This window comes from Streptomyces sp. NPDC088387, from assembly GCF_044753385.1.
Taxonomy (GTDB): domain Bacteria; phylum Actinomycetota; class Actinomycetes; order Streptomycetales; family Streptomycetaceae; genus Streptomyces.
Map to the genome: position 1 here is coordinate 214133 of NZ_JBIVNC010000011.1, position 26018 is coordinate 240150.

Below are 26018 nucleotides of genomic sequence, written 5' to 3' on the forward strand. Positions count from 1 at the left end.
GCGGTACGGCGATGAGCGACACCGGCACCCAAGCGGTCGACCGCGTCCCCAAGCAGGACCGCAGCCGCGCCACCCGGCAACGCCTCCTGGAGGCCGCCGTCGCCTGCCTCGCCGAACACGGCTGGGCCGGCTCCACGGTCTCCGTGGTCGCCGAACGCGCCGGAGTCTCCCGCGGCGCCGCACAACACCACTTCCCGACCCGCGAGGACCTCTTCACCGCCGCCGTCGAGTACGTCGCCGAGGAGCGCTCCACGGCCCTGCGCGCCCTCTTCCCCGGCGGCGCGGCGGGCGACCGGCACGCGGTCGTCGCCGCCCTCGTCGACCTCTACACCGGCCCCCTCTTCCGCGCCGCCCTCCACCTCTGGGTCGCCGCCTCCAACGAGGACCAGCTCCGCACCCGCGTGACGGAACTCGAAGCCCGCGTCGGCCGCGAGACCCACCGCATAGCGGTCGACCTCCTCGCCGCCGACGAGACCCGCCCCGGCGTCCGCGAAACCGTCCAGGGACTCCTCGACATGGCCCGCGGCCTCGGCCTCGCCAACCTCCTCACCGACGACGGCCCCCGCCGCGACCGGGTCGTGGCCCAGTGGGCGGCGATGGTGGAACGCGCGCTGGAGTGACGTGCGCCGGAGTGACGGCGGGCGTGGGTGGGGTCCGGTTCGGGCGGGCGCCTCAGGGCGCCAGCCGTTCCACCCGCCAGCCGCCGTCCGGCTCCACCGCGTACCGCAACCGGTCGTGGAGCCGGTTCTCCCGCCCCTGCCAGAACTCCACCGACTCCGGCGCCACCCGGAAACCACCCCAGTGCGGCGGTACCGGCACCTGCTCGCCCTCCGGATACCGGCCCGCCAGCTCCGCGTACGACACGTCCAGCTCCGCACGACCGGCGATCACCGACGACTGCCCGCTCGCCCACGCCCCCAGCTGCGAACCATGCGGACGCGTCCGGAAATAGGCCGCCGTCTCGTCCCGCCCGGTCCGCCGCGCCACACCCGACACGATCACCTGCCGGGCCATCGGATGCCACGGGAACAGCAGCGACACATACGGATTCGCGCCCAGCTCACGGGCCTTCCGCGACCCGTAGTTGGTGTAGAAGACAAAACCCCGCTCGTCGAAGCTCTTCAGCAGGACCGTCCGCGCACTGGGCCGTCCGTCCGCGTCCGCCGTCGACACGATCATCGCGTTCGGCTCGAACAGATGCGCCTCCGTCGCCGCCTGCCGGAACCAGCGCGCGAACTGCTCCACCGGCGTCGCGGCCAGCTCCCCCTCGGCCAGCCCCTCCGCCCGGTACTGCCTGCGCATCGCGGCGGGATCAAGGGCCGGGGCAGCATCGACGTGCACGGCGTCTCGGTCGGTCACCCTGTCATCCTGCCGCATCGAGGACCGTCACCCATACGGTGTCCTTGGTCACCGCCTGGCACTCAGTGCCGCGAAACCTCCCCAACGGTGGCACTCAGGGATATTGTTCTGTTGCCATTCGTTTGGATGACCTCCGACCACACGGGGCATGACCAGGGTGCACCCAGGACCGCGAGTCTCGGACGACCGTGGATCCCACGGGTGTACGCCTGCCTCAGCACCCTTGCCCGAGCACTTCAGCACCTCATCACGCATCCGTCGCACACATCTTGAGGAGCCGCCTGATGTCCGACTTCGTACCCGGACTCGAAGGAGTCATCGCGTTCGAGACGGAGATCGCCGAACCGGACAAGGAGGGTGGCGCCCTCCGCTACCGCGGTGTCGACATCGAGGACCTGGTTGGCCACGTCTCGTTCGGCAACGTCTGGGGCCTGCTCGTCGACGGCGCCTTCAACCCCGGCCTGCCGCCCGCCGAACCCTTCCCCATCCCCGTCCACTCCGGCGACATCCGCGTCGACGTCCAGTCCGCCCTCGCCATGCTCGCCCCCGTCTGGGGCCTCAGGCCCCTCCTCGACATCGACGAGGCCCAGGCCCGCGCCGACCTCGCCCGCGCCGCCGTCATGGCCCTCTCCTACGTCGCCCAGTCCGCCCGCGGCCAGGGCCTCCCCATGGTTCCGCAGCGCGAGATCGACAAGGCCCAGTCCGTCGTCGAACGCTTTATGATCCGCTGGCGCGGCGAACCCGACCCCAAGCACGTCGCGGCCGTCGACGCCTACTGGACGTCCGCCGCCGAACACGGCATGAACGCCTCCACCTTCACCGCGCGGGTCATCGCCTCCACCGGCGCCGACGTCGCCGCCGCCCTCTCCGGTGCCGTGGGCGCCATGTCCGGCCCCCTGCACGGCGGCGCGCCCTCCCGTGTCCTGCACATGATCGAGGAGATCGAACGCACCGGGGACGCCGAGGCCTACGTACGCAAGACCCTCGACAAGGGCGAACGCCTCATGGGCTTCGGCCACCGCGTCTACCGCGCGGAGGACCCCCGCGCCCGTGTCCTGCGCCGCACCGCCCGCGAACTGGGCGCCCCCCGCTTCGAGGTCGCGGAAGCGCTGGAGAAGGCGGCCCTGGCGGAACTCCACAGCCGCCGCCCCGACCGCGTCCTGGCGACCAACGTCGAGTTCTGGGCGGCCATCATGCTGGACTTCGCCGAGGTCCCGGCCCACATGTTCACGTCGATGTTCACCTGCGCGCGCACGGCCGGCTGGTCGGCCCACATCCTCGAACAGAAGCGCACCGGCCGCCTGGTCCGCCCCTCGGCCCGCTACGTCGGCCCGGGCACCCGCTCGGCCCGCGAGTTCGAGGGCTACGAGGACATCGCCCACTGACCCACGCGGGTCCCCCGAAACGCAGGCGACCCGCGAGTCTGGTTCCTCCCGTGGGAGGAGCCGGCCGGACGTACCGGCGACTCGCGGGTCGGGTGACTGCGTGGAACTGGCCGGCTGCGTGTATCTCGCACACGCTGGCTCGGCACCGCGCGGTTCGTGGTGACGGGCCGCTAGCCCGCAGCCACCTCTTCCGTCCGGTTTCCATACATCTGCCGAACCACCTCCTCTCCGAAGTAAGTGCAACCCTAAGAACCACTCGATCCACGATCAACCGATTTTCCGGGACTTTGACGAAGTCGGTTCCGACCGCGTCGCGTACCCCCGGTCACCGGTGGCTGGATGCCGGGTCCGCGTTGATGGGCAGGCGGATCAGGAGGTAGGGCTTCTGGCGGAGGTCCTTGCCGTTGTGGAAGGCACCCTGGCGGTCGAACTGGTTCACGATGGCGTAGAGGTGTCGGTCGGCGGCCACGGACAGGGTGTCGATCCAGTGGAGCCCGTCGTTCTGGACGAGGGTGTGGAACGTGCCGTCCGGGTTCCGGCGCCAGATGGAGTTCCGCTCCTCGTCGGCGCCGTAGACGCGGCCCTTCGCGTCGCTCTCCAGGCCGTCGGCCTGCGGCTTGTACCCCAGGTTCCGCACCGTCGCCGCGACCTGGGCGTCGGAGGCGCGCGGGTCGGCGAGGGCGTCCGCGGAGACGCTGTACAGACGGTGGCTGGACAGCGGCGAGTACGTGATGCGCTTGCCGTCGGGGCTGATGGCGATGCCGTCCACGCCGAACTCGTTGGGCACGAGCCCGCCGTCCAGGTGTGAGACGAAGCCCTTGTCCGGAGCCGTCGAGGGGTCGCCGGCCAGCCGCCGCCAGGAGTGTCCGGAGGCGAGGTCGACCACGATGATGCCGGTCGTGCCGAGCGGGTCGGTGATGTACGCGGTTCCGGCGGCGCCGCGCCGCAGGTCGAAACGTATGTCGTTGAGGTAGCTGTTCCCCGGCACCACGTCACGCGGGAAGAGGATCTTCTTCACGACGCGGTTGGTGTGCAGGTCGATCGCGACGAGCTTGGGGCCGCCGTACGAGGACCCGGCGAAACCCGGGCTTCCGGAGTCGAGGACCCACAGCCGGTCGGCGGCGTCGACGACCACGCTGTGCACCGACTGGAAGTGCCCGGCCTGGTCGGCGGGGTCCTGGCGGTTCACCTCGGCGTCGGGGTAGGCGACCGGCTTGCCGTCGCGGATCTCGGCGACGGTGAAGGGGACGTTGTCGCCCAGGCGGGGGAAGGAGACGAAGGTGCGGCCGTGGCGCGAGACCGTGATGCCGGTCGGCATCGCGTCCCCGAACCGGGTGACGACCTGGTACTTCCCGTCGGCCGGGCGGGCGGGGTGGTGGGCGGACGTGTGGGCGGTCGCGGTGGGGCCGGCGAGCTGGGTGCCCGCCAGGGCTGCGGCGGCCACCGCGAGGGCGGTCGCGTTGCGGATCGTGCTGCGCTTCATCGGGGTTTCTCCTGTGGGTGGGCCGGTGCGGCGGGGGCCGCGTTGTTCCGGTCGGGGTGCATGGCGGGGTGTCAGTCCTGGACGCGGAGCAGGATCTTGCCGCCGCGTACGAGGTGGGCGAGGGCGGCGTTGATGTCCGCGAGGTCGTAGACGGCCTCGACCGGGACCCTGAGGTCGCCGGCGCTGAGCAGCGGGACCGTTTCGGCGATGACCGGCGCGATCTTCGTGGCGTGGTCGAAGGCGGCGACGAACAGGAACTCGACCTTGATGTCCTTCGCGGCACCGCGGCCGTCCTGGTCGATGTCGTCGTTCGCGCTGTAGCGGACCAGGGCGCCGCCGGGTGCGAGGACCTCGATGAGCGCGTCCGCGGTACGGCCTCCGACGCTCTCGATCGCGAGGCGTACGGTCGCGTCGCCGATCGCCGTGGTGATACGGGCGGCGAGGTCCGGGCCGTCGAGCAGGACCACGTCGGCGCCCGCGGCGAGGAGTTCGTCGACCAGTTCGGGCCTGCGTACGACGCTCGCGGTGCGCAGGCCGCGTGCCCTTGCCAGGGCGATGACGTTGCGGCCGACTCCGCCGTTGCCGCTGGACTGCACGACCCAGTCGCCCTTGGCGAGGGGCACGTACTCGGAGAGGGCGAGTCCCGCGGTGGGGGTGTTGCTGCCGAGCATCGCGTACTGCCGGAGGTCGCCGGCGGGCAGCGGGATCATGCCCGCGGCCGGGGCCACGAGCCGTTCGCGCCAGGTGCCGAGCAGCAGGGGCAGGACGACGATGTCGCCGGGCGCGAGTCCGGTCACCTCGTCGCCCACCGCCGCCACCCGGGCCACGCCCTCGTTGCCGGCCACCGCGGGCAGCGCCGGCGGCGCCACGTGGCCGCCGATGCGCAGCAGGTCGTGGAAGTTGAGGGGCGCGTACAGGACTTCGACGAGGACCTCGCCCGGTCCGGGGGCGTCGGGTTCGGGCAGTTCGACCAGGTTGAGCACCTGCCGGGCGTCGCCGAACAGGTCGTACTGGAGTGCTTTCATGGCTTGCCTCGTGTGTGGGGTGCGGGTGGGCGGTTGCCGGTGCGGGGTCAGTGGACGGAGGCGTTGGCGACGTCGAGGCTGATCCGGACCAGGGAGCGGTCGGGTGTGTTGTCCGCGTTGCGGCCGAAGATCTCGTGCCTGGTGGTGATCACGGCGCCGTCGAAGGCGGCCCGCCGTGGCTGGTAGTGCGCGGTGGGGGCGGACCCGTTGATCTCGGGTGCGTAGTCCAGGCGGACCAGGTGGGCGTCGGCGTCGAAGTAGTACTGCTGGTCGCGGCTGTGGGTGTCGATACCGGCGGGGAAGGTGACGTTCAGGACGCGCCAGGTCCGGCCGTTCTCGTGCCAGGGCTCGATCTCGGTGATCCTGACGCCGGGGTGGGTGAGGACGAAGGCCTCGACGAGGTAGAGCCAGGTGGCGTAGGCGCGGAAGTAGCCGGCCTGCGCGACGCTCCACCGGCTCTCGCCGGTGTAGCCGTCGAAGGTGGCGCGGGGGTGCCGGAGGCGTTCGAGGCGTCCGCCGGGTTCGGTGACGGTCACGAGGTCGCGGCTCTTGTCGAACTCGATGACGCGGCCTGAGGGCTGGGTCAGCCGGATGTGCTGGCGGTGGATGTCGGCGACGACGTGGTCGGTGCCGACGAAGGCGGGGACGCCCTTGAAGGCCCAGAAGGGGCCGCCGTAGGTGACGTCCGCCTTGATGTGCCGCGCGTCGCGCCAAAGTCGCAGGCCGCCGTGGGCCCGGTGGATCCGTTCGACGAGGGCGGCGGTGCTCCGCCTGTCGTGGGGGCGGTCCGTCCCGTCGGGGCGACCGTCCGTTCCGTGGTGGTGGCCGGCCGCCGTGGCGGTGCCGGTCAGCTGGGTCTCGGCCAGCGCGGCGGTGGCCGCCACGGCGGTGGCGGCGCGCAGGAAGTCGCGTCGCCCTCGGGAGTGGTGAGCGTTCATGCTGTGAAGTATGACCAGTCGTCTCGTTATTCGTCAATCGCCTCCCGGGCCAGCTCCGCGACGGTGGCACAATAGTGAGACGACCGGTCAGACGAGACGAGGGATCACCGTGGCCCGCACAAAGAACGCCGCGTCGTTCGACACCAGGCAGCGCATCCTCGAGGCCGCCCTGGACCAGTTCCATCTCCGGGGCTACACCGGCACGAGCGTGCAGGACCTGATGAACGCGGCCGGATCCCCCAAGGGCACCTTCTACAACCACTTCTCCAGCAAGGAGGATCTGGCGGTCGCGGCCCTGAACCTCTACGTCGACGGCATCGGCCTCGCCTCGCTCGCCGGCCCGACCGAGGGCAGCCCCCTGGAACGGATCGAGAGACACCTCGACCACATCGTCGGCCTCGGGCTGGCGGTCTTCGCGGAGCGCGGCTGTCTGATGGGCAACTTCGCGGGCGAGGTCCGCGCCCACAGCCCCGTCGTCGCGTCCGCTGTCGGGCTGTACCTCGACGACTGGGTGGTGAACCTGGCCAGGCTGATCGACGAGGCGAAGGAGGCCGGCGAGCTGACCACCGGCATCGCCTCCACCGACCTGGCGGAGCTGATCGTGGACGCCTTCGAGGGGGGCGCCGTGAAGGCCAAGGCCACGTCCTCGGCCGAGCCGATGCTCCGCTTCCGACGCACGGTGGCGCAGCTGCTGCGCTGATCCGCGCGGAGTGTGGCGCAGAAGCTGCGCCGACCCGTGCGGGGGCGGCGCAAAGGTTTGGACGTGCCGGGGTGGGCGCCTCTAGCGTCGCCCGCATGGGCGACTTCATGCGGCGGCGCGCGGTTTCCAGCGGGTCCGTCTTCGAGGAGCGGATCGGGTACGCGCGGGCCGTCGTGGACGGGGACCGGGTGCATGTGTCGGGGACCACCGGGTTCGACTACCGGGCGATGACGATCTCCGGCGACGTGGTGGAGCAGGCCGGGCAGTGTCTGCGGAACATCGGGGACGCGCTGGCGGAGGCCGGGTGCACGTTCGGCGATGTGGTGCGGGTGCGTTATCTGCTGCCCGCGCGGGAGGACTTCGAGCCGTGCTGGCCGGTGCTGCGGGCCGCGTTCGGCCAGGTGCGGCCGGCGGCCACGATGATGGTGTGCGGGCTCGCGGACGAACGTATGAGGATCGAGATCGAGGTGGACGCGCGGCGCGGGCCCGTCGGGGACGGGGTGCGGGTGGTGGGGGTCGACGGGGACGCGATGGTGGAGGAGTGGCGGCACGTGCACAACGCCGTGGTGCCGGCCGCCGCCATGTCGCTCGACGACGCCCGGGCGCGGGTCGGCCGGTATCGGCTGGTCAACGCCTATCTGGGGGAGGTGCTGGTGGGGTGTTCCACCGTGCGGCCGCCGGCGGGGGAGGAGCGGGTGGCCACGGTGATCGCCCGGGTGCTGCCCGCGTTCCGGGGGCGGGGGATCGGGCGGGTGCTGTACGACGACGGACTCGCGCACGCGCGCGGGCTGGGTGCCGGGGCGGTGGAGACGGTGGTGCTGGCGGCCAACGGGGACGGGCTGCGGTTCGCCGCCGCGCGGGGGTTCGCCGAGAGTGAGCGCTATGTGCTGCCCGGTGAGAGCGACGAGTGGGTCGATCTGCGGCTGACGGACCCCGCGTGAGGACGGCGGAGCTGGTTTCCGGCCTACAACGATTCCCGGCAATCTTGTGGGAACCAGATGTGGGCTGCGTCACGTTCGAGTTGAATGATTGCAAGTGAGCGAACCGACGCGCCGTTCGTGCGGACGCAAACCTGTAGGGGGTTCAGGTGAGTGCTTCCCGGCGTAGTGGAACCACGGACGAACTCGGTCCGGAGGGTCCTGACGGTCCCGACGGGCCGGACGGACCGGACGACTCCGGTGCCGGCGGGCCCGACGGCACCCGTGGGCCCGATCTGCTCGCGGCCCTGCTGGACGGCATGGACGCGGCGCTATGCGCGTTCGACGCGGACGGGGTCGTGACGCACTGGAACCGTGAGGCCGAGCGGATCCTCGGCTGGACCGCGGCCGAGGCGGTGGGCCGGCACGGTCTCGCCGGGTGGGCCGTGCGCAGCGCGGACGCCGAGGAGGTCGAGGGGCGGCTGCTGTCGGCGATGCAGGCGCCGGGCCGGCAGGTGCACGAGTTCGCGCTGCTGACGAAGGACGGCGGCCGGGTGCTCGTACGCACGCAGTCGGCGGCCGTGCGCGGCCCTGACGGCAAGCCCGCGGGCGTGTACTGCGCGTTCAGCGAGGTGCACGCGCAGATCGACCTGGAGCGGTCCATCGCGCTCAGTGAGGCGTTGTTCGAGGACGCGAGCTGGGGTGTGGTGCTGGTCGACGTGGATCTGCGGCCGGCCGTGGTGAACGCGCATGCCGCGCGGGCGCTCGGTACGGGGCGTACGTCGGTGCTCGGGCGGCCGCTGGGGGAGTTGCTGGCGGCGGGTGTGGAGGAGCTGGAGAGCGCGCTGACGCATGTGCTCGCGGAGGGCGCGCCGCCGGCTCCGGCCGAGATCTGGGTGAGTGTGCGCACGCCGGAGGGCGAGAAGCGGCGCTGCTGGCTGAGCGGGTTCGTGCGGCTGGCGTCGCCGCTCGCGGAGGAGCCGGTGCCGCTGGGGGTGGGCTGGCTGTTCCAGGACGTGACGGAGGCGAAGCAGGGCGAGCAGGAGGCGTCGTTGCTGCGGTTCCGGACGAACCAGCTGCACCGCGCGGCGCGGGCCGCCGCCGAGTGCGAGGACCCTGCGGAGGCGGCGACGGTCCATCTGGACTTCGCGCTGGCCGGATTCGCCGACCACGCCGTGCTCGACCGGGTGGCCGGTGGTGCGATGGCGGACGGCGCGCCGGGGCCGGTGCGGCTGGTACGGGTGGCGGAGACGCCGATGGGGGCGCCGGGGCCGAGCCGGCTGGGGGGCCGGGCGGGGCTGCCCGCGCGGTATGCGGCGGGGCATCCGGCGTTGCAGTGTGTGGAGCGGGCGGGGTCCGTGCGGGCGAGCGCCGGGTCGGTGGCGGCGGAGCAGGCGCGTACGTGGGCCGTGGCCCGGCAGTGGCCGGGGGACACGGTGCATGTGCTGTGCTCGGTGCTGCGGAGCCGGGGGCGGACGCTGGGGGTCGTGACGTTTCTGCGGGGTGGGGGGCGGAACCAGTTCGAGCGGTCGGACAGTCTGTACGCCGAGGATGTGGCCGTGCGGATCGCTGTGGCGCTGGACCTGGCCGAGGTGGTTGCCCTTGCAGGGCGGGCCGATGATGCGGGGGAGTGATCGGGCGGTCGGGCGGTCGGGCCGTGCGGGTCCGTTGTGGCTGGTCGCGCAGTTCCCCGCGCCCCTTGAAAGCGTCGGTCGGCTGCGGGTCCCCGTGCCCCTGGCAGGCGGCTGCGCCGCCTTCGGGGGGTCCGCTTGTGTCAGTGGCGGTAGAAGATCCTGTCGCCGTACTGCTGCATGACCTTGCTGTTCCATTCCAGGCCGCCGTCCACGTTGCCGGAGCGCAGGAGGGGCGGTTCGATGCCGCGTTCGGCGAGGGAGCCGGCGGCGGTGGCGAGGACGGCCTGGAGGAGGGCGGTGGTCACGACGGTGGACGCGGGGGCGAAGGGGGCCGGGACGTTGTCGAGGGTGAGTTCGGCGTCGCCGACCGGGATCCTGGAGTCGAGGACGATGTCGCAGTGGTCCTTGAGGTAGGTGCCGGAGACGTGCCGTGACGTGGTCTCGGTGGCGTAGGCGACGGAGGTCACGCCGATGACGTGGACGCCGAGCTCGCGGGCCTTCGAGGCCATCTCGACGGGCAGGGCGTTGCGGCCGGACAGCGAGATGATCACGAGGACGTCGCCCTCGCGGAGCGGCGAGGACTCGAGGACGGCACTGGCGAGTCCGTCGACGCGCTCCAGGGCGGAGCCGAGCGTGGCGGGCATCACATCGACGCCGACGACGCCGGGCACGGTGAGCAGGTTCATCAGGGCGAGGCCGCCCGCGCGGTAGACGATGTCCTGCGCGGCGAGCGAGGAGTGGCCGGCGCCGAACGCGAACAGCCGCCCGCCCGCGGCGACGGTGTCGGCGAGCAGGTTGCCGGCGGCCGCGATGGGCTCGGCGTCCTCGTCGCGTACGCGTCGCAGCAGGTCGATCGCGGCGTCGAAGTACTGGTCGGCCAGCTTGCCGTCACCCATGCAGAGCCCCTTCGCCCTTTGCGGTACCTGACGATGTGTCGCGGATCACCGTGCGGTCTGGACCAAGGCCGTGTCAATACGGCGGTGCGGGCGGTGCGCGTACGGTGGTGGGGCCGGCGGGCGAGCCCTGTGAAACCGCCTCGTTTCCCCGGCGAGGCACGCTTGTCAGTGGTATGCGTCAGAATTGAGTCCAGGGCCAGCGCACGCGCCGAAGAGCCGTCGAGCCTTCGGCAGAGCTAATCGAGGGGCACGTATGTCCGGACTGATCGATACGACGGAGATGTATCTCCGCACCATCCTCGAGCTGGAGGAGGAAGGTGTGGTCCCCATGCGCGCCCGGATCGCCGAGCGGCTCGACCAGAGCGGGCCGACGGTCAGCCAGACGGTGGCGCGGATGGAGCGCGACGGTCTGGTCTCGGTGGCGAGCGACCGGCATCTGGAGCTGACGGACGAGGGCCGTCGGCTGGCGACGCGCGTGATGCGCAAGCACCGGCTGGCCGAGTGTCTGCTGGTCGACGTGATCGGCCTGGAGTGGGAGCAGGTGCACGCGGAGGCGTGTCGCTGGGAGCACGTGATGAGCGAGGCGGTGGAGCGTCGCGTGCTGGAGCTGCTGCGGCATCCGACCGAGTCGCCGTACGGCAATCCGATCCCGGGCCTGGAGGAGCTGGGCGAGAAGGACGGCGCCGATCCGTTCCTGGACGAGGGCATGGTCTCGCTGGCCGACCTCGACCCGGGTCTGGAGGGCAAGACGGTCGTGGTGCGCCGGATCGGTGAGCCGATCCAGACGGACGCGCAGCTGATGTACACCCTGCGTCGGGCGGGTGTGCAGCCCGGTTCGGTGGTGAGCGTGACGGAGTCGGCCGGTGGTGTGCTGGTCGGCAGTGGTGGCGAGGCGGCCGAGCTGGAGTCGGACGTGGCGTCCCACGTCTTCGTCGCCAAGCGCTGAGCCGGGAGGCGGCCTGGCCGGTGGCCGGTGGCCGGTAGCCCGTTGTCAACTCCCGTGAATCGGGCGGGAGTTGTGCGGTGCCGCCGATCCGTCGATTCTGGAATCCGGCTGTGCCGAACGGCAGCGTACCGACGGTTCGCGTGCAAGGCTGTCGCCTAGGCATAGGACCGACAGGGGGCGGGCGGATGTGCCGTGAACATGGTGAGGGCCCCGGCGCCGTGCGGCGCCGGGGCCTGTCCTCCCCTTGCCGACCCGGAGCCCCGAGCTCCCAGGGTCGTCCCCCGGCGGACCGGTTTCCCCGAGCGGCCCGCCTCCCGCAGAAGGTCTCCCCTGGGCTGCGGCGATCATTCCTTCCGGTGGGTCACTCGAATGAGGGGTGTTGGCCGCGGAAGCAGCAACTTCGAATGTGCATTCGATAGTCTGCGGTTGGTGTGGCGGGCGGGGAATCGCCGTCGAAGCCGCGGGAAACCGACAGGAAAGCGGTACTTACGGCAGGCAGTACGCGGTGGACTGGACCGACCGCTTCGTGGGGAGCGGGCCGGCCGGGCGGAGCTTGGGGGGTGCCAGGACCAATGGTGCGGCGCATCGACGTGACCGGTACGGGTGGCGTACGCCTGGCCGCCTGGGAGTTCGGCGACCCCCCGAAGACCGTCCCGGGGAGCGAGGGGGTGGCCGGGGCGGGCGACTCCCCGGCGGTGCTGTTACTCCACGGCCTGATGGGCCGGGCCTCGCACTGGGCCTCCACCGCCCGCTGGCTCTGCGAGCGGCACCGTGCCGTCGCGCTCGACCAGCGCGGCCACGGCCAGAGCGACAAGCCCCCTCAGGCCGCCTACACCCGCGAGGCCTACGTCGACGACGCCGAGGCCGCACTCGAACAGCTCGGCCTCGCCCCCGTGGTCCTCATCGGCCACGCGATGGGCGCGCTGACCGCGTGGCAGCTCGCCGCGAAACGGCCCGACCTGGTGCGGGGCCTGATCATCTGCGACATGCGCGCGTCGGCGCTGGGCGCGGCCTCGCAGCGGGAGTGGGACGAGTGGTTCCGGTCCTGGCCGCTGCCCTTCGCGACGATCGCCGACGTACGGAAGTGGTTCGGCGAGGACGATCCGTGGGTGGAGCGGCCGAACGCGGCGCGGGGGGAGTTCTACGCCGAGGTCATGCACGAGTCGGCGGACGGGTGGCGGCCGGTGTTCGAGCCGGAGCAGATGCTGCGGACGCGGGAGACGTGGGTGTACGACGCGCACTGGGACGAGTTGGCGCAGGTGCGGTGTCCGGCGCTGGTGGTGCGGGGGCTGGACGGGGAGCTCGGGCGGGCCGAGGCGCAGGAGATGGTGCGGGTGTTGCCGTTGGGGCGGTATGCGGAGGTGTCTGATGCGGGGCATCTTGTGCACTATGACCAGCCGTCGGCTTGGCGGGGGGCTATTGAGCCGTTTCTTGAGTCGTTGGGGTAGGGGTGGGGGCGGGGGCGTCTGCCTTGCTGGGGTCTGAGGGCGGCTTTCCCGTCGTCGTGGCTGGTCGCGCAGTTCCCCGCGCCCCTAAAAGCCTTGCAGGCGCCCCGGAACGTCTGGTTAGGCCTTGCTTACTGCTGTGAGGATTTCTGGGAGGTGGCGGGACGTTCTGGGGGCCGCCAGGCGTAGGCCGAGGTAGGCGATGGCTGTGCCGTAGGCCGTGCCTGTGGGGAGGAGGAGCCAGGTCCAGGCGTCTCCGTCGGGGCTGGTGTGCAGGACGATCGTCAGGGCGATGACCGGCGCGCAGAGCAGCGCGGCGGCGACCATTCCGCCGAAGATCGAGACGAAGGCGAGCCCGCTCTGGCCGGGGGCCACGTTCTTGTAGCCCTCCTGCGGGATGGAGTACGGGAACCGCGCCGACGTCCACGCGCCAGTGGCCAGCATCGCGCCGAGCAGCGCGAACGACAGCCCCAGCACCTCCGGCAGCCGCGCCCAGTCGCCGAGCAGCGCGGTGGTAAGGACGGTGACGAGGGCGGCGTACGGCAAGGTGATCACCAGCAGGGCGTACGCCCGCGCGCGCAACTCGACGTAGGCGTCACGGGTCGACGAGATGGTCATCGCGACCATCCAGAACGCCGAGGTGTCCTGGCCGAACTGGTTGTACATCTGGATGCCGAGCATTCCGGCGGCGAAGCAGGCGAAGTAGATGGAGCCGGTGCCCTGGAGGGCGTTGAACACGGGGACGATCAGACCGATCGCGAGCGAGGTCACCCAGGCCGCCTTGGTCTTGGGATCGCGCCAGACATAGCGCAGGCTGCGTTCCATGACCGTCCCGGTGCGCCCGGCGGGCAGCAGCCGGCTGCGGGACGGGCGGTCGCGGACGGTCGTGTCGCCGGCGGCCTGGAGCGTGGAGCCGTCCGGCGAGGTCATCAGCCGGTCCAGATGCCGCGCCCACACGGCGACCAGCGCGGCCACCGCACCGGCGGTGAGGGCGAGTTGGAGGACGGCGATCCCGTACGACCCGTCGCTTGCCGCGTCCACCGCGGCGATCGCCGACGCGGGCGGGATCCAGCGCAGCACGTCCGCGGCCGGGTCGAGCTGCCCCAGCCCGGACGAACCGATGCGCTGCGCACCGAAGTTGACGACCTGCGCGCCGACCGCGACGACAAGTCCGCTCAGTACGGCGAGGTCCCGGCCCTTGCGGCTGGTCAGCAGCCGGATGTTGGCGGCCGCGACGGCCCGCGCGAGCGCCACGCACACCAGCAGCGCGAGCACGATCGCGAGGACCCCGACGACGTACGCCGCCGGTCCGTGCGCCACCGCGATCACCGATCCGACGAACAGGCACAGCGTGAACAGCGGCCCGATGCCCACCAGCGAGGAGACCAGCAGGGCCCGTACCAGCGGCCGGGTCCGCAGCGGGAGCATCACCAGCCGGGTCGGGTCCAGGGTCTCGTCCCCGCCGGGGAAGAACAGCGGCATGACCGCCCACCCGAGCCCGAACACGGCCACCAGCAGCACGACCACGGAGTCGGCGTGCTCGACCCCGCGCAGCGCGATCAGGCCGAGCAGTTGCAGCGCGGCGAAGAGCAGTACCACGACCGCGGAGGCGATGTAGGCGGCCCGGCGTCCGGCGGACTGACGCAGTCCGTTGCGCAGCAGCGACAGCTTCAGCCGTACGAAGGTCGAGGTCAGGGTGGTCGCCGGGCCGGCCGTGCGGCCGGTCACCGGGCGCCTCCGCCGAGCCAGTCGAGGTCGGATCCGGCGGTACGGCCGTTCGCGCCGACCAGCTGGAGGAACGCCTGCTGGAGGGTGGGGGAGTCACCGCGGACCTCGGCGAGCGAGCCGTGTGCGCGGATCCGGCCGGCGGCCATCACGGCGACCCAGTCGCACAGCGACTCGACCAGCTCCATCACATGGGAGGAGAAGACGACGGTCGCGCCGGAGGCGGTGTACCGCTCCAGGACGCCCCGGATGGTCTGCGCCGACACCGGGTCGACGCCCTCGAACGGCTCGTCCAGGAAGAGCACCTCGGGGTTGTGCAGCAGCGCGGCGGCCAGTCCGATCTTCTTGCGCATACCGGTCGAGTAGTCCACGACCAGCTTGTGCTGGGCGCCCGCCAGATCGAGTACGTCGAGCAGCTGGGTGGCCCGCTTGTCGACCTCGTCGCCCGGCAGGCCGCGCAGCCGTCCCGTATAGGCGAGCAGTTCCCGCCCGGACAGCCGCTCGAAGAGCCGCAGCCCCTCGGGGAGCACACCGATCCGTGCCTTGACCTCGACCGGGTCGCGCCACACGTCGTGCCCCACGACCTCCACGGACCCCTGGTCGGGCCGGAGCAGCCCGGTCACCATCGACAGGGTCGTGGTCTTCCCGGCCCCGTTGGGTCCGACGAGCCCGATGAACTTCCCGGCGGGCAGATCGAGATCGACCCCACCGACAGCCACATGCTCCCCAAACCGCTTCCAAAGCCCAACCACACGAACAGCAGAGGTCATATCCGCACCCTACGGTGCACCAGCGCGCCTGGAGGGGCGCGGGGAACTGCGCGCACCGACCACGCACACGCGAAGGGGCGCGGGGAACTGCGCGAGCAACCACGGACAAGGGACGGCCGCCCCTCAACAGCACCCCGGCAGACGAAACCGCGCCTACCGATCCCGCCCACAGGCGTAGGCCAACGGCGAGATCAACTCCTCCGCATCCGGCAACCACCGATTCGCGGGCGTAGGCCGACACGCCCACTGCACAGCCCCCCGAGACCCGAACCGCGTAGGAGGCGCGGCCACGAACCCACCCTCCCCCAGCGCGACCAGGTCGAGAGACCCCGGCACCCACCCCAGCTTCCGCACAAGATCCGGCACCTTCACCGACCCACCCGGCAGCACGAAGAACTGCATCCGCCGATCCGGCGTCAACGTCACCGGCCCCAGTGTCAGCTCCATCCGCTCCATCCGCGCCAGCGCGAGGAACCCCGCCGTCTCCGGCACGGAGATCGCGTCGAAGGTCCGCCCCGTCGGCAGCAGAATCGACGCGTCCGGCTGCTTCTGCCACATGCGGCGCGCGACGGTCGCGCTCCCGGTCGCCTGGGTCGCCCAGTCGGGGCGCGTCGGATGCGCCCCCGGCGCACCACAGGCCGGGTCCGCGCACGAGCAGCGCTGCACCCCTTCGACAGGTTCCAGCCAGGTGCCGGGGAACACGTCCCAGTGGCGTTCCTCTGCGTAACGTACGGCGGTCTCCAGCAGCGACTCCCCCCGCTGCTTCGGAATCTGTGCTGCCTCGGTGCCCTGGATCGTCTCTTCCACGCTGAACACAACTCCCAGGCCAACCGGGGGTTACGGGCGTATCGCGCGCCGGGGAGGGGCATCGGTCCGGCGTCCGGGGCGCATCGATGCATGGACGGGGGCGCGCAGGAGGATCCGCGGCGGGAGCTGGGTAGCCAGGTGTGGGGGCGGCATCCGCCTTTACCCCGGCAATCCACCCATGCTTCGCATTAGCGGTAAGTCCACGGGGCATTGATCTTCAAGGCCGGATCTTTTCGGCGGTCCCGGGCAGGGGGCGGCGGCTGGGTGCGGCAGGGAAGTCACGTCAACTCGGTGCGCGGGCAGGCACCGTTGTCATTGGGGGTAAGCCCATGGCCGCCAGGCCTCTCGTCGCGCGGCAGCCGAACGAACGGTTGCAGGCGCTCATCCAGGAAGCGGGCTGCTCGAACGCCGGGCTGGCCCGCCGGGTCAACATGTGCGGCGCGGAGCACGGACTCGACCTGCGTTACGACAAGACGTCCGTGGCCCGTTGGCTGCGCGGACAGCAGCCGCGGGGCCGGGCCCCGGCGATCATCGCGGAGGCGCTCGGCCGCAAACTCGGCCGTACGGTCACGATCGACGAGATCGGCATGGCCAACGGCAAGAACCTCGCGTCCGGCGTCGGCCTCCAGTTCTCGCCGACCGTGCTGGGCGCGATCGAGCAGGTCTGCGAGCTGTGGCGCAGCGATGTCGGGCGCCGGGACTTCCTGTCCGGTTCGTCCGTCGCCGCCTCCGCGCTCGTCGAGCCCAGCCGCGACTGGCTGATCTCGTCGCCGGACACGCAGGTCGCGCGCTCGGCGGGCCCGCGCGTGGGCCAGTCCGACGTGGCGGCGGTGCGGGCGATGACGCAGGCGCTCGTGGACCTGGACCACCAGTACGGCAGCGGGCACGTCCGCCCGGTCGTGGTGCACTACCTCAACAGCGTCGTCTCCGGACTGCTGGCCGGCTCCTACCGGGAGGCCGTCGGACGGGAACTCTTCGCGTCGGTGGCCCGGTTGACCGAGCTCGCCGGGTACATGGCGGTCGACACCGGGCAGCCGGGCCTCGCCCAGCGCTATTACATCCAGGCCCTGCGCCTGGCCCAGGCCGCGGGCGACCGGGGTTACGGCGGCTATGTGCTGGCGGCCTCCATGAGCCACCTCGCCGCGCAGCTCGGAAACCCGCGTGAGATCGCGCAGTTGGCGCGCGCGGCGCAGGAGGGCGCACGCGGGCATGTCACTCCGCGCGCGGAGGCGATGTTCCACGCCGCCGAGGCGCGCGGGCACGCGCTCCTGGGCGACGCGCGGTCGGCACAGGCGGCGTCCGGGCGGGCGCTGAGCGCGCTGGAGCAGGCCGAACCGGAGTCCGGCGACGACCCGGTGTGGATCGCGCACTTCGACGAGGCCTATCTGGCGGACGAGTTGGCGCACTGCCACCGCGACCTCGGCCAGGCCGACGCGGCGGCCCGGTACGCCCAGGAGGCCCTCGCCGCCCATCCGGAGACCCGGGCGCGCCGCCGGGCCATCGGTTATGTCCTGCTGGCCACCGCGCAGGTGCAGAAGCGCGAGATCGAGGAGGCCTGCCACACGGGTCTGAAGGCGGTGGAACTGCTGGAGTCGGTGCGTTCCAACCGGGGCGCCGAGTATCTGGAGGATTTCCAGCAGCGGCTGGAGCCGTATCAGGAGGAGCCCGTGGTAAGGGAGTTCGGGGCGCGGATCGATCTCCAGCCGGCCGCGTGAACGGCTGCCCTGCGGAAGTGTGAACACGCGGGAAACGCAGGCATGTCGGGTGGGAGGTGGGATTCGGAAGCCGGAGCGGGCCCGGCGCGTTAGGCCCGTCACAGGGCGCGTGGTCACGCCCTGTGCTGCGTGGCACCGGGCTCCGGGGACCCGGTAGCGTGAGCCGACGATTCCGATGGTCCCCCATTCGTAGGAGTCCCGGTGACGCAGAGTGGACAGGGCGAGGAGCCCTCGGCGCGGCGAGCGCACGAAGGCATCGTGCTGCCCTCCGACGGCGGTGAGCCCTTGCTGCCGGGCACGCTGAACCACGGAGGGGGCCCCACGCCCGTACCGCCCGGCGGCCCGATACCGGCCTCGGCGCCGCCCGGCGCCCAGGCCTGGGACCAGCCGTGGGGTCCGGAGCAGCCGACGGCCCCGCCGGCCGACCAGCCCTGGCCCTCCGCCCAGCAGGGGCAGCCCTGGAGCAACCAGCCCGAGCAGACATACGGCCCCGCCCAGCCCCACGACGGGGGCGGGCAGTCCTACGACGGTGGCGCGCAGGCGTACAACGCGGGCGGGCAGGCCTATGACGCCGGCGCGCAGGCCTACAGCGGCGGACAGCGGTACAACGGCGACGGACAGCAGCAGTACAACGGCGACGGACAGGCGTACGGCGGCGGGCAGGCGTACGGTCCTGGCGGGCCGTACGCCAACTCTGGGCCCTCGGGCCCGCAGGGGCAGGACGACGGCCGTACGCAGGGCTACGGGGCGCCCCAGGGGCCCTCGCACGCCGGTGCGATGCCTCCGGCGCAGCCGATGCCCGGTCAGGGGCACCCCGGTTCCCTGCCCCCCGTACAGCAGCACGGGCAGGCCCTGCCGCCCGCCGACGAGGGCGCCACGCAGTTCCTGCCGCCCGTTCCGGCGCACGGCGGCCCCGGTCCCCTGCCGCAGCACCAGAACCAGCACCCCGGTCCGATGCCCGAGCAGGGCGCCCCGCGGCACGGCGCCGCGCAGCCGCCGCTCGACGAGGGCGCCACGCAGTACATTCCGCCGGTGCAGTCCGAGGGCGCGACGCAGTTCCTGCCGCCGGTCGGGCCCGGGGCGCTGCCGCCCGAGGTGCCGCAGGGCGGCCGGCACGGCGGTGGGGGCGCCCAGAGACCCGCGGAGTCCACGACCTTCCTGGGCCGCACCCCGCAACAGCCGCAGCCGCATCAGCAGCCCCACCAGCAGTACCAGGGCGGCGGTCCCGACGCGGAGGCCACCCAGTTCATCCCGCCGGTGACGGACGGCGGTCCGACCGCGCCGCCCGCCGAGTTCGCCGGTCTCTTCCGCGACGAGCCCGCCGAGGGCGCGGCCTCCTCCACCCAGCAGATGCCCCGCTTCCAGCAGCCCCGCCCCGGCCGGCACGGCGGCGGCGGGTACGCGCCCCAGCCGGCGCCCTCGTACGACGGACCGGGCGGTGGCCGTGGCCGCCGGGCCGGGCACGACGACGAGGGTGGCGGCGGGCGCCGGGGCGGCCGTACGGGATCCAAGGTGCCGCTGATCGCCGCGGTCGGGGTCGCCATCGCGGTCGTCGGGGTCGGTGCGGGCGCGCTGATGAGCACCGGTGGCGGCGAGAAGAAGGAGGACCCGGCGCCGGTCTCGGCCACCGGGCCCGCGGAGAGCGAGGACGCCGCGTCGCCGGCGGCCGACCCGGCCCGCGCGCAGGCCGTGGAGCTGGACAAGCTGCTCGCCGACAGCGGGGACAGCCGTTCCGCGGTGATCAGCGCGGTGGCGAGTGTGAAGTCCTGCGACAACCTCGGCAAGGCCGCCAAGGACCTGCGGGACGCGGCCGGGCAGCGCAACGACCTGGTGACCCGGCTGTCCGGTCTCACGGTGAACAAGCTGCCGGACCACGCCGCCCTGACCACCGCGCTCACCAAGGCCTGGCAGGCGTCCGCGTCCGCCGACGACCACTACGCGGCCTGGGCCGACGAGGTCGCCGCCGACAAGAAGAAGTGCCGCAAGAAGCAGGCCGCGTCCACCGGCAACACGCAGGCCGGCAACGCCGCGAGCGGCACCGCCACCACCGAGAAGGGCAAGGCGGCGGCGCTGTGGAACGCGATCGCGAAGGAGTACGGCCTGACCGAGCGCACCCCGACCCAGCTGTGAGCGGGCCGGGGGTGCGCCGCCCGACTCAGGTGTCGGCGTTCGCCAGGGTCTTCGTCACGTCGACGAAGCCCTTGCGGGCCGCGACCAGCTGACCCTTCTTCACCTGCTGGAGGGTCACGTCGGCGTTGACCAGGCGGGGGAAGCCGACCGACGCGAGCTTGTCGGAGAACTGCCAGCGCAGGGTGGGTGTCAGCCCGCCGGTGTTGATGTTCATGCCGGAGTCCAGCGTGCGGCGCACGCTGTCGGCGGTGACCTCGCCGCCGCCGATCCTGTCGAGCACGGCCTTGAGCACGGTGTACGCGATCCAGGTGGTCTGTACCCCGGTGTCGCCCGCGTCTATCCGGGTGTCGGTGAAGGCCTGCTCGCTGATCACCTTCTTCATCGGCGCCCAGTGCGGGTCGGTCGCCACCGGGTACCAGCCGGTCACGTACGAGCCCTCGTAGGGGCCGGACCTGCCGCCCGAGGCGTCTATGACGGTCTGGTCGACGCTGCCGAGCACGGTCCCGGTGCGCACGTCGGGATAGTCCTCGCGGACCCGGCGGAAGGAGTCCATGAAGGTGCTCGTGCGGTCGCCCAGGGCGGGGACGACACAGCCGTCGTCCGTCGGGTCCGCGGTGGCCGCCTCCAGCGCCTGCGCGGACTTGCCCGCGTACTCGGTGGCGTCCTCGGGCGCACGGACGTCGGAGGCGTCGTCGCGGTCGCCCGCGTTGAGGCCCGCGTTGAGCAGGACGGGCAGTTCGTCGCCGGCGATCGTGTCGGGCCGGACCAGGGAGGTGGTGTCGCAGATCTTGGCGAGCTCGTTGCCGAGACCGGCGAGCAGCGCCGGCTGGCCGCCGTTGACGGGGTACGACAGCGGCGAGGTGAACTCCGCGGTGGTGGTGCCGTAGCCGCCCACGTACGGGATCCCGGCGCTCTCCAGGATCGGGAAGAAGGAGTTGGCGTACTGGCTGTAGGAGCCGACGACGGCGACCGCGTGCTCCTTGACCGCGCGCCGGGCGCACTTCGCGGCGCCCACACTGTCGTTGTGGTCGTTGCAGGTCAGCACGCGGAGTTTGCGGCCGCCGAGACCGCCCTCGGCGTTGATCCACCGGGCGTAGGCCTGCGCGAAGGCGGGCATTCCGGGCTTGTTGGTCGCGCTGGTCTCCTGTGGTGCCCAGGTCATCACTGTGATCTGCGCCTCGTCGTCGCCGGCCAGGCCGGGGACGACTCCGCAGCCCGCGGTGAGCGCGGCGCACGCGAACAGGGCGGCCGCGGCGCGTACGCCGGTTCTCGTCCGCCCGGTCCGGGCCGGGGGAGCGGTGGGGAATGTGCTTCGGGTGGGGCGCCTGCCGGTCATGGTTCCGCACGATTCCGGCACACCGCTAACCAAGACGTCACCTCTGATCAATGAGGGGTGGCGTGCAGGTGAATTGCGGGGGTCGGTGCGGGGTTCGGCCTACGGAACGTACGATCGGTGACCGTGCAAGGTTCGGAGAACTCTTCCCGTCGCGGCCGTCGCTCCCCCACCATGGGCGGCATGCCACAGAACGACATGCCCTGGTGGCGCTGGCGCAGCAATGTGCGCTCCGCGCTGCACATGCTCTCCGACCCCGCGTTCCAGCAGAACGTCTGGCTGGCCGGTATCGACGGATACGGGGACGTCACCGACGCCGTGTACCGCCTGGTCGAGGACACCTGGCTCGACAACTGGTCCGCCGAGAAGTACGTCGGCACGATATTCCGGGACTCGCAGGAGGCGGCACTCGTCGACACCGCCGTACTGCGGGTGCTGCGGATCATGCACCAGGTCGGCCCGGACGCGCCCGTCTCCTCCTACGTCGACCACGAGGCCTGGCCCGAGGCGGTACGGGCGGCGCGCGACGCCCACGTACGGATGGCCGTGAGCGACGGCGAGGACCCGGACACCCCGCCGCGCACGCTGGAGGTGCTCCAGATACTCACCCGCTCCGGGTGAGCCTCCGGGGCGCCTCGGTACGTGGACGCGTGCCCTCCGCTCAGCCGTGTATGGGACCCTGTCCTGCATGAATGAGCAGTCCACCCGAGCCGCGGCGCCCGCCGACCAGTACGTCCTCACGCTCTCGTGCCCGGACAAACAGGGCATCGTGCACGCCGTGTCGAGCTACCTCTTCATGACCGGCTGCAACATCGAGGACAGCCAGCAGTTCGGCGACCACGACACGGGCCTGTTCTTCATGCGCGTCCACTTCTCGGCCGAGGCCCCGGTCACCGTGGACAAGCTGCGGGCCAGCTTCGCCGCGATCGGCGACTCCTTCCACATGGACTGGCAGCTCAACCGGGCCGACGAGAAGATGCGCGTTGTGCTCATGGTCAGCAAGTTCGGGCACTGTCTGAACGACCTGCTGTTCCGCGCGCGTACCGGGGCCCTGCCGGTGGAGATCGCCGCGGTGGTCTCGAACCACACCGACTTCGCGGAACTCGTGTCCTCGTACGACATTCCCTTCCACCATGTTCCGGTGACGAAGGAGACGAAGGCGGACGCGGAGGCGCGGGTGCTGGAGATCGTCCGCGAGGCGGGTGTCGAACTCGTGGTGCTGGCCCGGTACATGCAGGTCCTCTCCGACGACCTCTGCAAGGAGCTCAGCGGACGGATCATCAACATCCACCACTCCTTCCTGCCGAGCTTCAAGGGCGCGAAGCCGTATCACCAGGCGCATGCGCGCGGGGTGAAGCTCATTGGTGCCACCGCGCACTATGTGACGGCCGATCTCGACGAGGGGCCGATCATCGAGCAGGAGGTCGAGCGGGTGGGGCACGACGTGACGCCGGAGGGGTTGGTGGCGGTGGGGCGCGACGTGGAATGCCAGGCGCTGGCGCGGGCGGTGAAGTGGCATGCGGAGCGGCGCATTCTCCTGAACGGCCGCCGAACTGTGGTCTTCGCCTAGCCGGCGGGGGTCTTCCCGCTGCGAGGGCGACCGCGGGCCCGGTGGGGGTTGGTCGCGCAGTTCCCCGCGCCCCTTGAAAGGTCGTCGGTTGGCCGCGGGCCCGGTGGGGGTTGGTCGCGCAGTTCCCCGCGCCCCTTAAAGGTCGTCGTTCGACCGCGGGCACGTCGTGGCTGGTCGCGCCGTTCCCCGCGCCCCTGAAAGCCCGCGTAGCCGCGGGCAGTCGTGCCGCTCGAGCGAAGCCGAGAGTGGGGGAGGGTGGGTGCGGCGGCAGCCCGTCGCGCCGGGGTGCGCAACGTTCTCCGGCCAGGCCCCACGCCGGGTGCAGGGCAGCGCACCGGGCCCCCTACGCCGGGGCGGCCAGTTACATGCGGCTCAAGCCTGCCGTGGCGTACAGGAGTTCTCGGATGGCGTTGCGGTCGCCGAGTTGGCCTGCCGCGGCCTCCTCCGGAGAGACATGCCCTGCGGCCAGCCGGCAGAACTCCACCCCGTCCAGCGCGACATGCGCCACCTCGTGGTCCACCGACCCCACCGCCGCCGGAGAGTCCAGCGGGATCAACCACTCCCCACCGCCCAGCCCCTCGATCTCCAGCCGCAGACTCCGCCCCGGCTCCCCGGCGGCCACCAGATGCCGCGACACCCCCGGCGCCGCCAGCCCCGACTGCCGCCGCGCGGCCAGCGCCCCCGGCAGCATCCGCGCCGCGAGATCGATCATGTCGTGCAGATGCCGCGGCGCGGGCGGCGCGTACGGATATTCCACCGCGTCCGCGATGTCCTCCGCGTGCACCCAGCACTCGAACGCCCGGTCCGTCATCGCGTCATGGAGCGGCAGCTCGAAGTCGCCGTAGGACACCCCGAGCTTTCCGGCACCGCCGCCGGTGAAGGCCACCGTCCGCACGATGCCGTGCACCTGCTCCCGCCAGCGCCCGCGCACGGACCGCGTCGGCGGGAAGTGCGCCGCGCGCCAGTACGCCTCCGTGCGCCCCGCGGGCGTCGGGTCGCCGGACGGCGCGCCGCCCAGCGGGTCGTCGAGGCCGAGCGCGAGCCCGATCAGGCCGTCCACGGCGAGGAGATGGGCGATCACCCCGGCGACGGTGGTGCGCCGGCTCGTCGCCTCCGTGTCCTCGAACCAGCGCAGCCGCACGGGCGCGTGCCACTCCGCGTCGCCGAAGTCCTGGAGCAGCGCGTCGAGCCGCGCGGTCTCCGCGTCGTACGGCTTCGCCCAGGCCGGCACCGGGATGCGCGGCGGGCGCCGGTCGAGGCAGCTCTCCAGGACGCGGGTGCGCAGCGCCGGGTCCAGGTCGAGGCTCTCCGGCGGATGCAGCAGCCCCACGGCCTCGCGCAGCCGCAGCGCCTCGTCCGCGCAGGTGCCGCACGAGCCGAGGTGCTCTTCCACGGCCATGGCCTCCTCCGGCGAGCAGGCGGCCAGCGCCCATGCGCCGAGGAGTGATTTCAGGACGTGATGCTCCAGTTCGAGTGGGGCTCCGGCTCCCGCCGGTGGCAGTTCCTCCAGGTCCGGCAGGGGGCGCCCGCTGTCCTCGACGGACGCGCGGGGCATGGGTATCCGGGGCGGCCGCCGCGGCTCGCCGCCGGCACCCTCACCGGGCGTACCGCCCGCTCCGCCCGCTCCACCCGTACCGCCCGATCCGCCCGGGCCGTCGGACCTGCCGGCGCCCGATCCGTCGGCCTCCGATCCGCCGGCCCCGGCCGGGTCGCCGTACACGAAGTCGTCGTCGCGTTTGTCGTCCCCGGGGCCCCGGAACTCCCCGCCGTCCCCCTGGTCCCCGCGATCTCCCCGGCCGCCCTGCTCGTCGTACGCCTCGAACCGTCCCGCGTCGCTCACGCCGCACCCCCGTACCCGGGTGGTGCGCCGGGGGTGCCGGCGTCGTGGGCGGTGGCGAGGAGCTGGAGGCCGAGGCGGAGGCGGCGCCGGGCCTCGTCCTCGGTGACGCCGAGGTCGGTCGCGGTCTGGCGGTAGTCGCGCCGCTGGAAGTAGGCCAGCTCCAGGGCGGCGCGCAGGGGCGCGGGCATGGACTGCACGATGTAGTCGGCGCGCGCGGCGACGGACGCGCGCCGGACCGTGCGCTCCAGGTCCTCCGCGGTGCCGCCGCCCTGCGCGAGCGCGGCGGTCTCGGTGGCGCGCAGCCGCTGCACGGCCAGGCGGTGGGTCAGGGTGGCCACCCAGGAGCGCAGGGGGCCCTGCTTGGGGTCGTAGGCGTCGGGGTGCTCCCAGACGTGGGCGAAGACCTCGCGGGTGACGCCGTCGGCGGCCCGCTCGTCGCCCAGGACGCGGTGGGCGAGGCCGTGCACGAGGGAGGCGAAGCGGTCGTAGAGCTCGCCGAGGGCGGCTGCCTCGCCGCGGGCCAGGCGCTGCTGCATCTTCCGGTCCCAGCGGGGCGGTGTGTCCCTCTGTGCCATGCGGCCCCCTCCCCGTGCTCGTTTCCGTCCCGTGACCAGCGTGCGTCCGTCCTGCTTTCGAATGTAGTCGGCACGTCTGACAACGCACGCCCCTTTGTGGCAATGCGCGCCCCCGACGGGCCGGGGGCGTCAGCGGATCTTTGTTACACCTCCCGGCCTGTCTCGCGCCTACCCACCGTCCGAATGATCAGACACATATCGAATGCGATCGAACAGGATCGAAGGCGACTGAAACAAGCCTCTTTCGACCGTTTCCCGTTTTCGGGGCGGTGTTTGTGGGAACGGCCGCTGGGCAGCCGCGCTGAAAGGAAGCGAAGGCAATGCTTCCGTTTCCGCCTGGTTCCGGGGGAATTACCCGGGCGTTCCGGCGAGCGAAGGGCATGGTGGTGACGTTCAAAGTGACCGGCGGAGAGCACGGTGAATGGGCCGTGCTCCAGGTGTCCGGCGAACTGGACCTGGTGACGTCACCCGTGCTGCGGCAGCGGGTGCACGACGCGGTGGCCGAGGGCCGCCACTGTGTGGTCGTCGACCTCTCCGACGTGGTGTTCTGCGATTCCAGCGGGGTCGGCGTGCTGATCGCCACCCGCAGACTGCTGCGCTCCTGCCAGGGCCGGCTCCGGCTGATCCTGCCCGCGCAGGGGGCCGCGTCGGGGACCAGGCCGGGAACCCACGTCAACCGGGTGATCAACGCGCTCGGCGTGCGCCGGCTGTTCGACGTGCACCCCGATCTCGACTCGGCCCTCGCGGAGGACGACTCCAGCGAGGCGGGACCCCTGTCGGCCTGAGCGGGACACCACCGCGCGGGGGGCAGGTCTCGGGCGTGCC

23 protein-coding genes are annotated in these 26018 nt (G+C 72.1%); 12 read left to right on the forward strand and 11 right to left on the reverse strand.

The window, feature by feature from the left end; translation table 11 throughout:
* Nucleotides 1–11: 11 nt before the first annotated feature.
* The gene (locus tag ACIQAC_RS28160; RefSeq protein ID WP_402195518.1) at nt 12–620 is read left to right on the forward strand and encodes a TetR/AcrR family transcriptional regulator; all 609 of its coding nucleotides are present in this window, start codon (nt 12–14) and stop codon (nt 618–620) included.
* Between the two features lie 52 nt (nt 621–672).
* Here the strand turns inward: ACIQAC_RS28160 and pdxH are convergent, their stop codons facing one another.
* Nucleotides 673–1377, reverse strand: coding sequence for a pyridoxamine 5'-phosphate oxidase (gene pdxH / locus ACIQAC_RS28165; protein ID WP_402195521.1), 705 nt, complete (start codon nt 1375–1377; stop codon nt 673–675).
* Between the two features lie 266 nt (nt 1378–1643).
* Here pdxH and ACIQAC_RS28170 point away from each other — a divergent pair, with 266 nt between their 5' ends.
* Nucleotides 1644–2744, forward strand: coding sequence for a citrate synthase 2 (locus ACIQAC_RS28170; RefSeq protein ID WP_402195523.1), 1101 nt, complete (start codon nt 1644–1646; stop codon nt 2742–2744).
* 325 nt (nt 2745–3069) lie between these two features.
* On the opposite strand, the gene ACIQAC_RS28175 is transcribed toward ACIQAC_RS28170, so the two are convergent.
* From ACIQAC_RS28175 to ACIQAC_RS28185, 3 genes are all read right to left on the reverse strand, one after another.
* On the reverse strand, nt 3070–4227 hold the full coding sequence (locus tag ACIQAC_RS28175; protein ID WP_402195525.1) for an L-dopachrome tautomerase-related protein: 1158 nt from the start codon (nt 4225–4227) through the stop codon (nt 3070–3072).
* A 71-nt stretch (nt 4228–4298) separates the two neighbouring features.
* Complete coding sequence (locus tag ACIQAC_RS28180; protein ID WP_402195527.1) at nt 4299–5252, reverse strand: zinc-dependent alcohol dehydrogenase family protein; 954 nt, start codon at nt 5250–5252, stop codon at nt 4299–4301.
* A gap of 47 nt (nt 5253–5299) precedes the next feature.
* Complete coding sequence (locus ACIQAC_RS28185) at nt 5300–6190, reverse strand: hypothetical protein (protein ID WP_402195529.1); 891 nt, start codon at nt 6188–6190, stop codon at nt 5300–5302.
* A gap of 109 nt (nt 6191–6299) precedes the next feature.
* Here ACIQAC_RS28185 and ACIQAC_RS28190 point away from each other — a divergent pair, with 109 nt between their 5' ends.
* From ACIQAC_RS28190 to ACIQAC_RS28200, 3 genes are all read left to right on the forward strand, one after another.
* Nucleotides 6300–6890 carry a TetR family transcriptional regulator gene (locus tag ACIQAC_RS28190; RefSeq protein ID WP_402195532.1) on the forward strand — a complete coding sequence of 197 codons (591 nt, stop codon included), beginning with the start codon at nt 6300–6302 and terminating at the stop codon, nt 6888–6890.
* 95 nt (nt 6891–6985) lie between these two features.
* Nucleotides 6986–7831, forward strand: coding sequence for a GNAT family N-acetyltransferase (locus ACIQAC_RS28195; RefSeq protein WP_402195534.1), 846 nt, complete (start codon nt 6986–6988; stop codon nt 7829–7831).
* A 146-nt stretch (nt 7832–7977) separates the two neighbouring features.
* Nucleotides 7978–9441, forward strand: coding sequence for a PAS domain-containing protein (locus ACIQAC_RS28200; RefSeq protein WP_402195536.1), 1464 nt, complete (start codon nt 7978–7980; stop codon nt 9439–9441).
* Nucleotides 9442–9581: 140 nt separating this feature from the next.
* On the opposite strand, the gene ACIQAC_RS28205 is transcribed toward ACIQAC_RS28200, so the two are convergent.
* Nucleotides 9582–10337, reverse strand: a complete 756-nt coding sequence (locus tag ACIQAC_RS28205; RefSeq protein ID WP_402195538.1) for an SIS domain-containing protein — start codon at nt 10335–10337, stop codon at nt 9582–9584.
* 253 nt (nt 10338–10590) lie between these two features.
* Between ACIQAC_RS28205 and ACIQAC_RS28210 the strand changes: the two genes are divergently transcribed.
* A complete protein-coding gene (locus tag ACIQAC_RS28210; protein WP_020130217.1) occupies nt 10591–11283 on the forward strand; it encodes a metal-dependent transcriptional regulator in 693 nt (230 codons plus the stop codon).
* Nucleotides 11284–11855: 572 nt separating this feature from the next.
* A complete protein-coding gene (locus ACIQAC_RS28215) occupies nt 11856–12731 on the forward strand; it encodes an alpha/beta fold hydrolase (protein ID WP_402195540.1) in 876 nt (291 codons plus the stop codon).
* A gap of 117 nt (nt 12732–12848) precedes the next feature.
* On the opposite strand, the gene ACIQAC_RS28220 is transcribed toward ACIQAC_RS28215, so the two are convergent.
* From ACIQAC_RS28220 to ACIQAC_RS28230, 3 genes are all read right to left on the reverse strand, one after another.
* Nucleotides 12849–14456: a transporter gene (locus ACIQAC_RS28220; RefSeq protein WP_402195541.1), complete on the reverse strand. Its 1608-nt coding sequence runs from the start codon at nt 14454–14456 to the stop codon at nt 12849–12851.
* The gene (locus tag ACIQAC_RS28225) at nt 14453–15223 is read right to left on the reverse strand and encodes an ABC transporter ATP-binding protein (RefSeq protein WP_402195543.1); all 771 of its coding nucleotides are present in this window, start codon (nt 15221–15223) and stop codon (nt 14453–14455) included. Before ACIQAC_RS28225 ends, ACIQAC_RS28220 begins: the two co-directional genes overlap by 4 nt.
* A 153-nt stretch (nt 15224–15376) precedes the next feature.
* Nucleotides 15377–16030: a bifunctional DNA primase/polymerase gene (locus tag ACIQAC_RS28230; RefSeq protein ID WP_402195545.1), complete on the reverse strand. Its 654-nt coding sequence runs from the start codon at nt 16028–16030 to the stop codon at nt 15377–15379.
* 329 nt (nt 16031–16359) lie between these two features.
* On the opposite strand from ACIQAC_RS28230, the gene ACIQAC_RS28235 reads away from it, so the two are divergent.
* Entirely contained in the window at nt 16360–17745 is a 1386-nt protein-coding gene (locus ACIQAC_RS28235; protein WP_402195546.1) for a transcriptional regulator, read from the forward strand.
* 201 nt (nt 17746–17946) lie between these two features.
* Entirely contained in the window at nt 17947–19875 is a 1929-nt protein-coding gene (locus tag ACIQAC_RS28240) for a hypothetical protein (RefSeq protein WP_402195547.1), read from the forward strand.
* A gap of 25 nt (nt 19876–19900) precedes the next feature.
* Here ACIQAC_RS28240 and ACIQAC_RS28245 read toward each other — a convergent pair whose 3' ends face one another.
* Complete coding sequence (locus tag ACIQAC_RS28245; protein ID WP_402195549.1) at nt 19901–21211, reverse strand: ABC transporter substrate-binding protein; 1311 nt, start codon at nt 21209–21211, stop codon at nt 19901–19903.
* Nucleotides 21212–21328: 117 nt separating this feature from the next.
* On the opposite strand from ACIQAC_RS28245, the gene ACIQAC_RS28250 reads away from it, so the two are divergent.
* Both ACIQAC_RS28250 and purU read left to right on the forward strand, forming a co-directional pair.
* A complete protein-coding gene (locus ACIQAC_RS28250; protein ID WP_402195551.1) occupies nt 21329–21829 on the forward strand; it encodes a hypothetical protein in 501 nt (166 codons plus the stop codon).
* 67 nt (nt 21830–21896) lie between these two features.
* Entirely contained in the window at nt 21897–22778 is an 882-nt protein-coding gene (purU, locus tag ACIQAC_RS28255; RefSeq protein ID WP_402195552.1) for a formyltetrahydrofolate deformylase, read from the forward strand.
* A 361-nt stretch (nt 22779–23139) separates the two neighbouring features.
* Here purU and ACIQAC_RS28260 read toward each other — a convergent pair whose 3' ends face one another.
* Both ACIQAC_RS28260 and ACIQAC_RS28265 read right to left on the reverse strand, forming a co-directional pair.
* Complete coding sequence (locus ACIQAC_RS28260; protein ID WP_402195555.1) at nt 23140–24618, reverse strand: zf-HC2 domain-containing protein; 1479 nt, start codon at nt 24616–24618, stop codon at nt 23140–23142.
* On the reverse strand, nt 24615–25193 hold the full coding sequence (locus ACIQAC_RS28265; protein WP_402195557.1) for a sigma-70 family RNA polymerase sigma factor: 579 nt from the start codon (nt 25191–25193) through the stop codon (nt 24615–24617). Before ACIQAC_RS28265 ends, ACIQAC_RS28260 begins: the two co-directional genes overlap by 4 nt.
* Nucleotides 25194–25573: 380 nt before the next feature.
* Here ACIQAC_RS28265 and ACIQAC_RS28270 point away from each other — a divergent pair, with 380 nt between their 5' ends.
* The gene (locus tag ACIQAC_RS28270; RefSeq protein WP_402195558.1) at nt 25574–25978 is read left to right on the forward strand and encodes an STAS domain-containing protein; all 405 of its coding nucleotides are present in this window, start codon (nt 25574–25576) and stop codon (nt 25976–25978) included.
* Nucleotides 25979–26018: the final 40 nt, after the last annotated feature.

Bases quoted from the DNA above. Each gene is read 5' to 3' on its own strand.
- ACIQAC_RS28245 (WP_402195549.1), bottom strand. From the start codon at position 21,211: ATGACCGGCAGGCGCCCCACCCGAAGCACATTCCCCACCGCTCCCCCG.
- ACIQAC_RS28170 (WP_402195523.1), top strand. From the start codon at position 1,644: ATGTCCGACTTCGTACCCGGACTCGAAGGAGTCATCGCGTTCGAGACG.
- ACIQAC_RS28180 (WP_402195527.1), bottom strand. From the start codon at position 5,252: ATGAAAGCACTCCAGTACGACCTGTTCGGCGACGCCCGGCAGGTGCTC.
- ACIQAC_RS28210 (WP_020130217.1), top strand. From the start codon at position 10,591: ATGTCCGGACTGATCGATACGACGGAGATGTATCTCCGCACCATCCTC.
- ACIQAC_RS28185 (WP_402195529.1), bottom strand. From the start codon at position 6,190: ATGAACGCTCACCACTCCCGAGGGCGACGCGACTTCCTGCGCGCCGCC.
- pdxH (WP_402195521.1), bottom strand. From the start codon at position 1,377: ATGCGGCAGGATGACAGGGTGACCGACCGAGACGCCGTGCACGTCGAT.
- ACIQAC_RS28175 (WP_402195525.1), bottom strand. From the start codon at position 4,227: ATGAAGCGCAGCACGATCCGCAACGCGACCGCCCTCGCGGTGGCCGCC.
- purU (WP_402195552.1), top strand. From the start codon at position 21,897: ATGAATGAGCAGTCCACCCGAGCCGCGGCGCCCGCCGACCAGTACGTC.
- ACIQAC_RS28265 (WP_402195557.1), bottom strand. From the start codon at position 25,193: ATGGCACAGAGGGACACACCGCCCCGCTGGGACCGGAAGATGCAGCAG.
- ACIQAC_RS28205 (WP_402195538.1), bottom strand. From the start codon at position 10,337: ATGGGTGACGGCAAGCTGGCCGACCAGTACTTCGACGCCGCGATCGAC.
- ACIQAC_RS28160 (WP_402195518.1), top strand. From the start codon at position 12: ATGAGCGACACCGGCACCCAAGCGGTCGACCGCGTCCCCAAGCAGGAC.
- ACIQAC_RS28235 (WP_402195546.1), top strand. From the start codon at position 16,360: ATGGCCGCCAGGCCTCTCGTCGCGCGGCAGCCGAACGAACGGTTGCAG.
- ACIQAC_RS28270 (WP_402195558.1), top strand. From the start codon at position 25,574: ATGGTGGTGACGTTCAAAGTGACCGGCGGAGAGCACGGTGAATGGGCC.
- ACIQAC_RS28225 (WP_402195543.1), bottom strand. From the start codon at position 15,223: ATGACCTCTGCTGTTCGTGTGGTTGGGCTTTGGAAGCGGTTTGGGGAG.
- ACIQAC_RS28215 (WP_402195540.1), top strand. From the start codon at position 11,856: ATGGTGCGGCGCATCGACGTGACCGGTACGGGTGGCGTACGCCTGGCC.
- ACIQAC_RS28195 (WP_402195534.1), top strand. From the start codon at position 6,986: ATGGGCGACTTCATGCGGCGGCGCGCGGTTTCCAGCGGGTCCGTCTTC.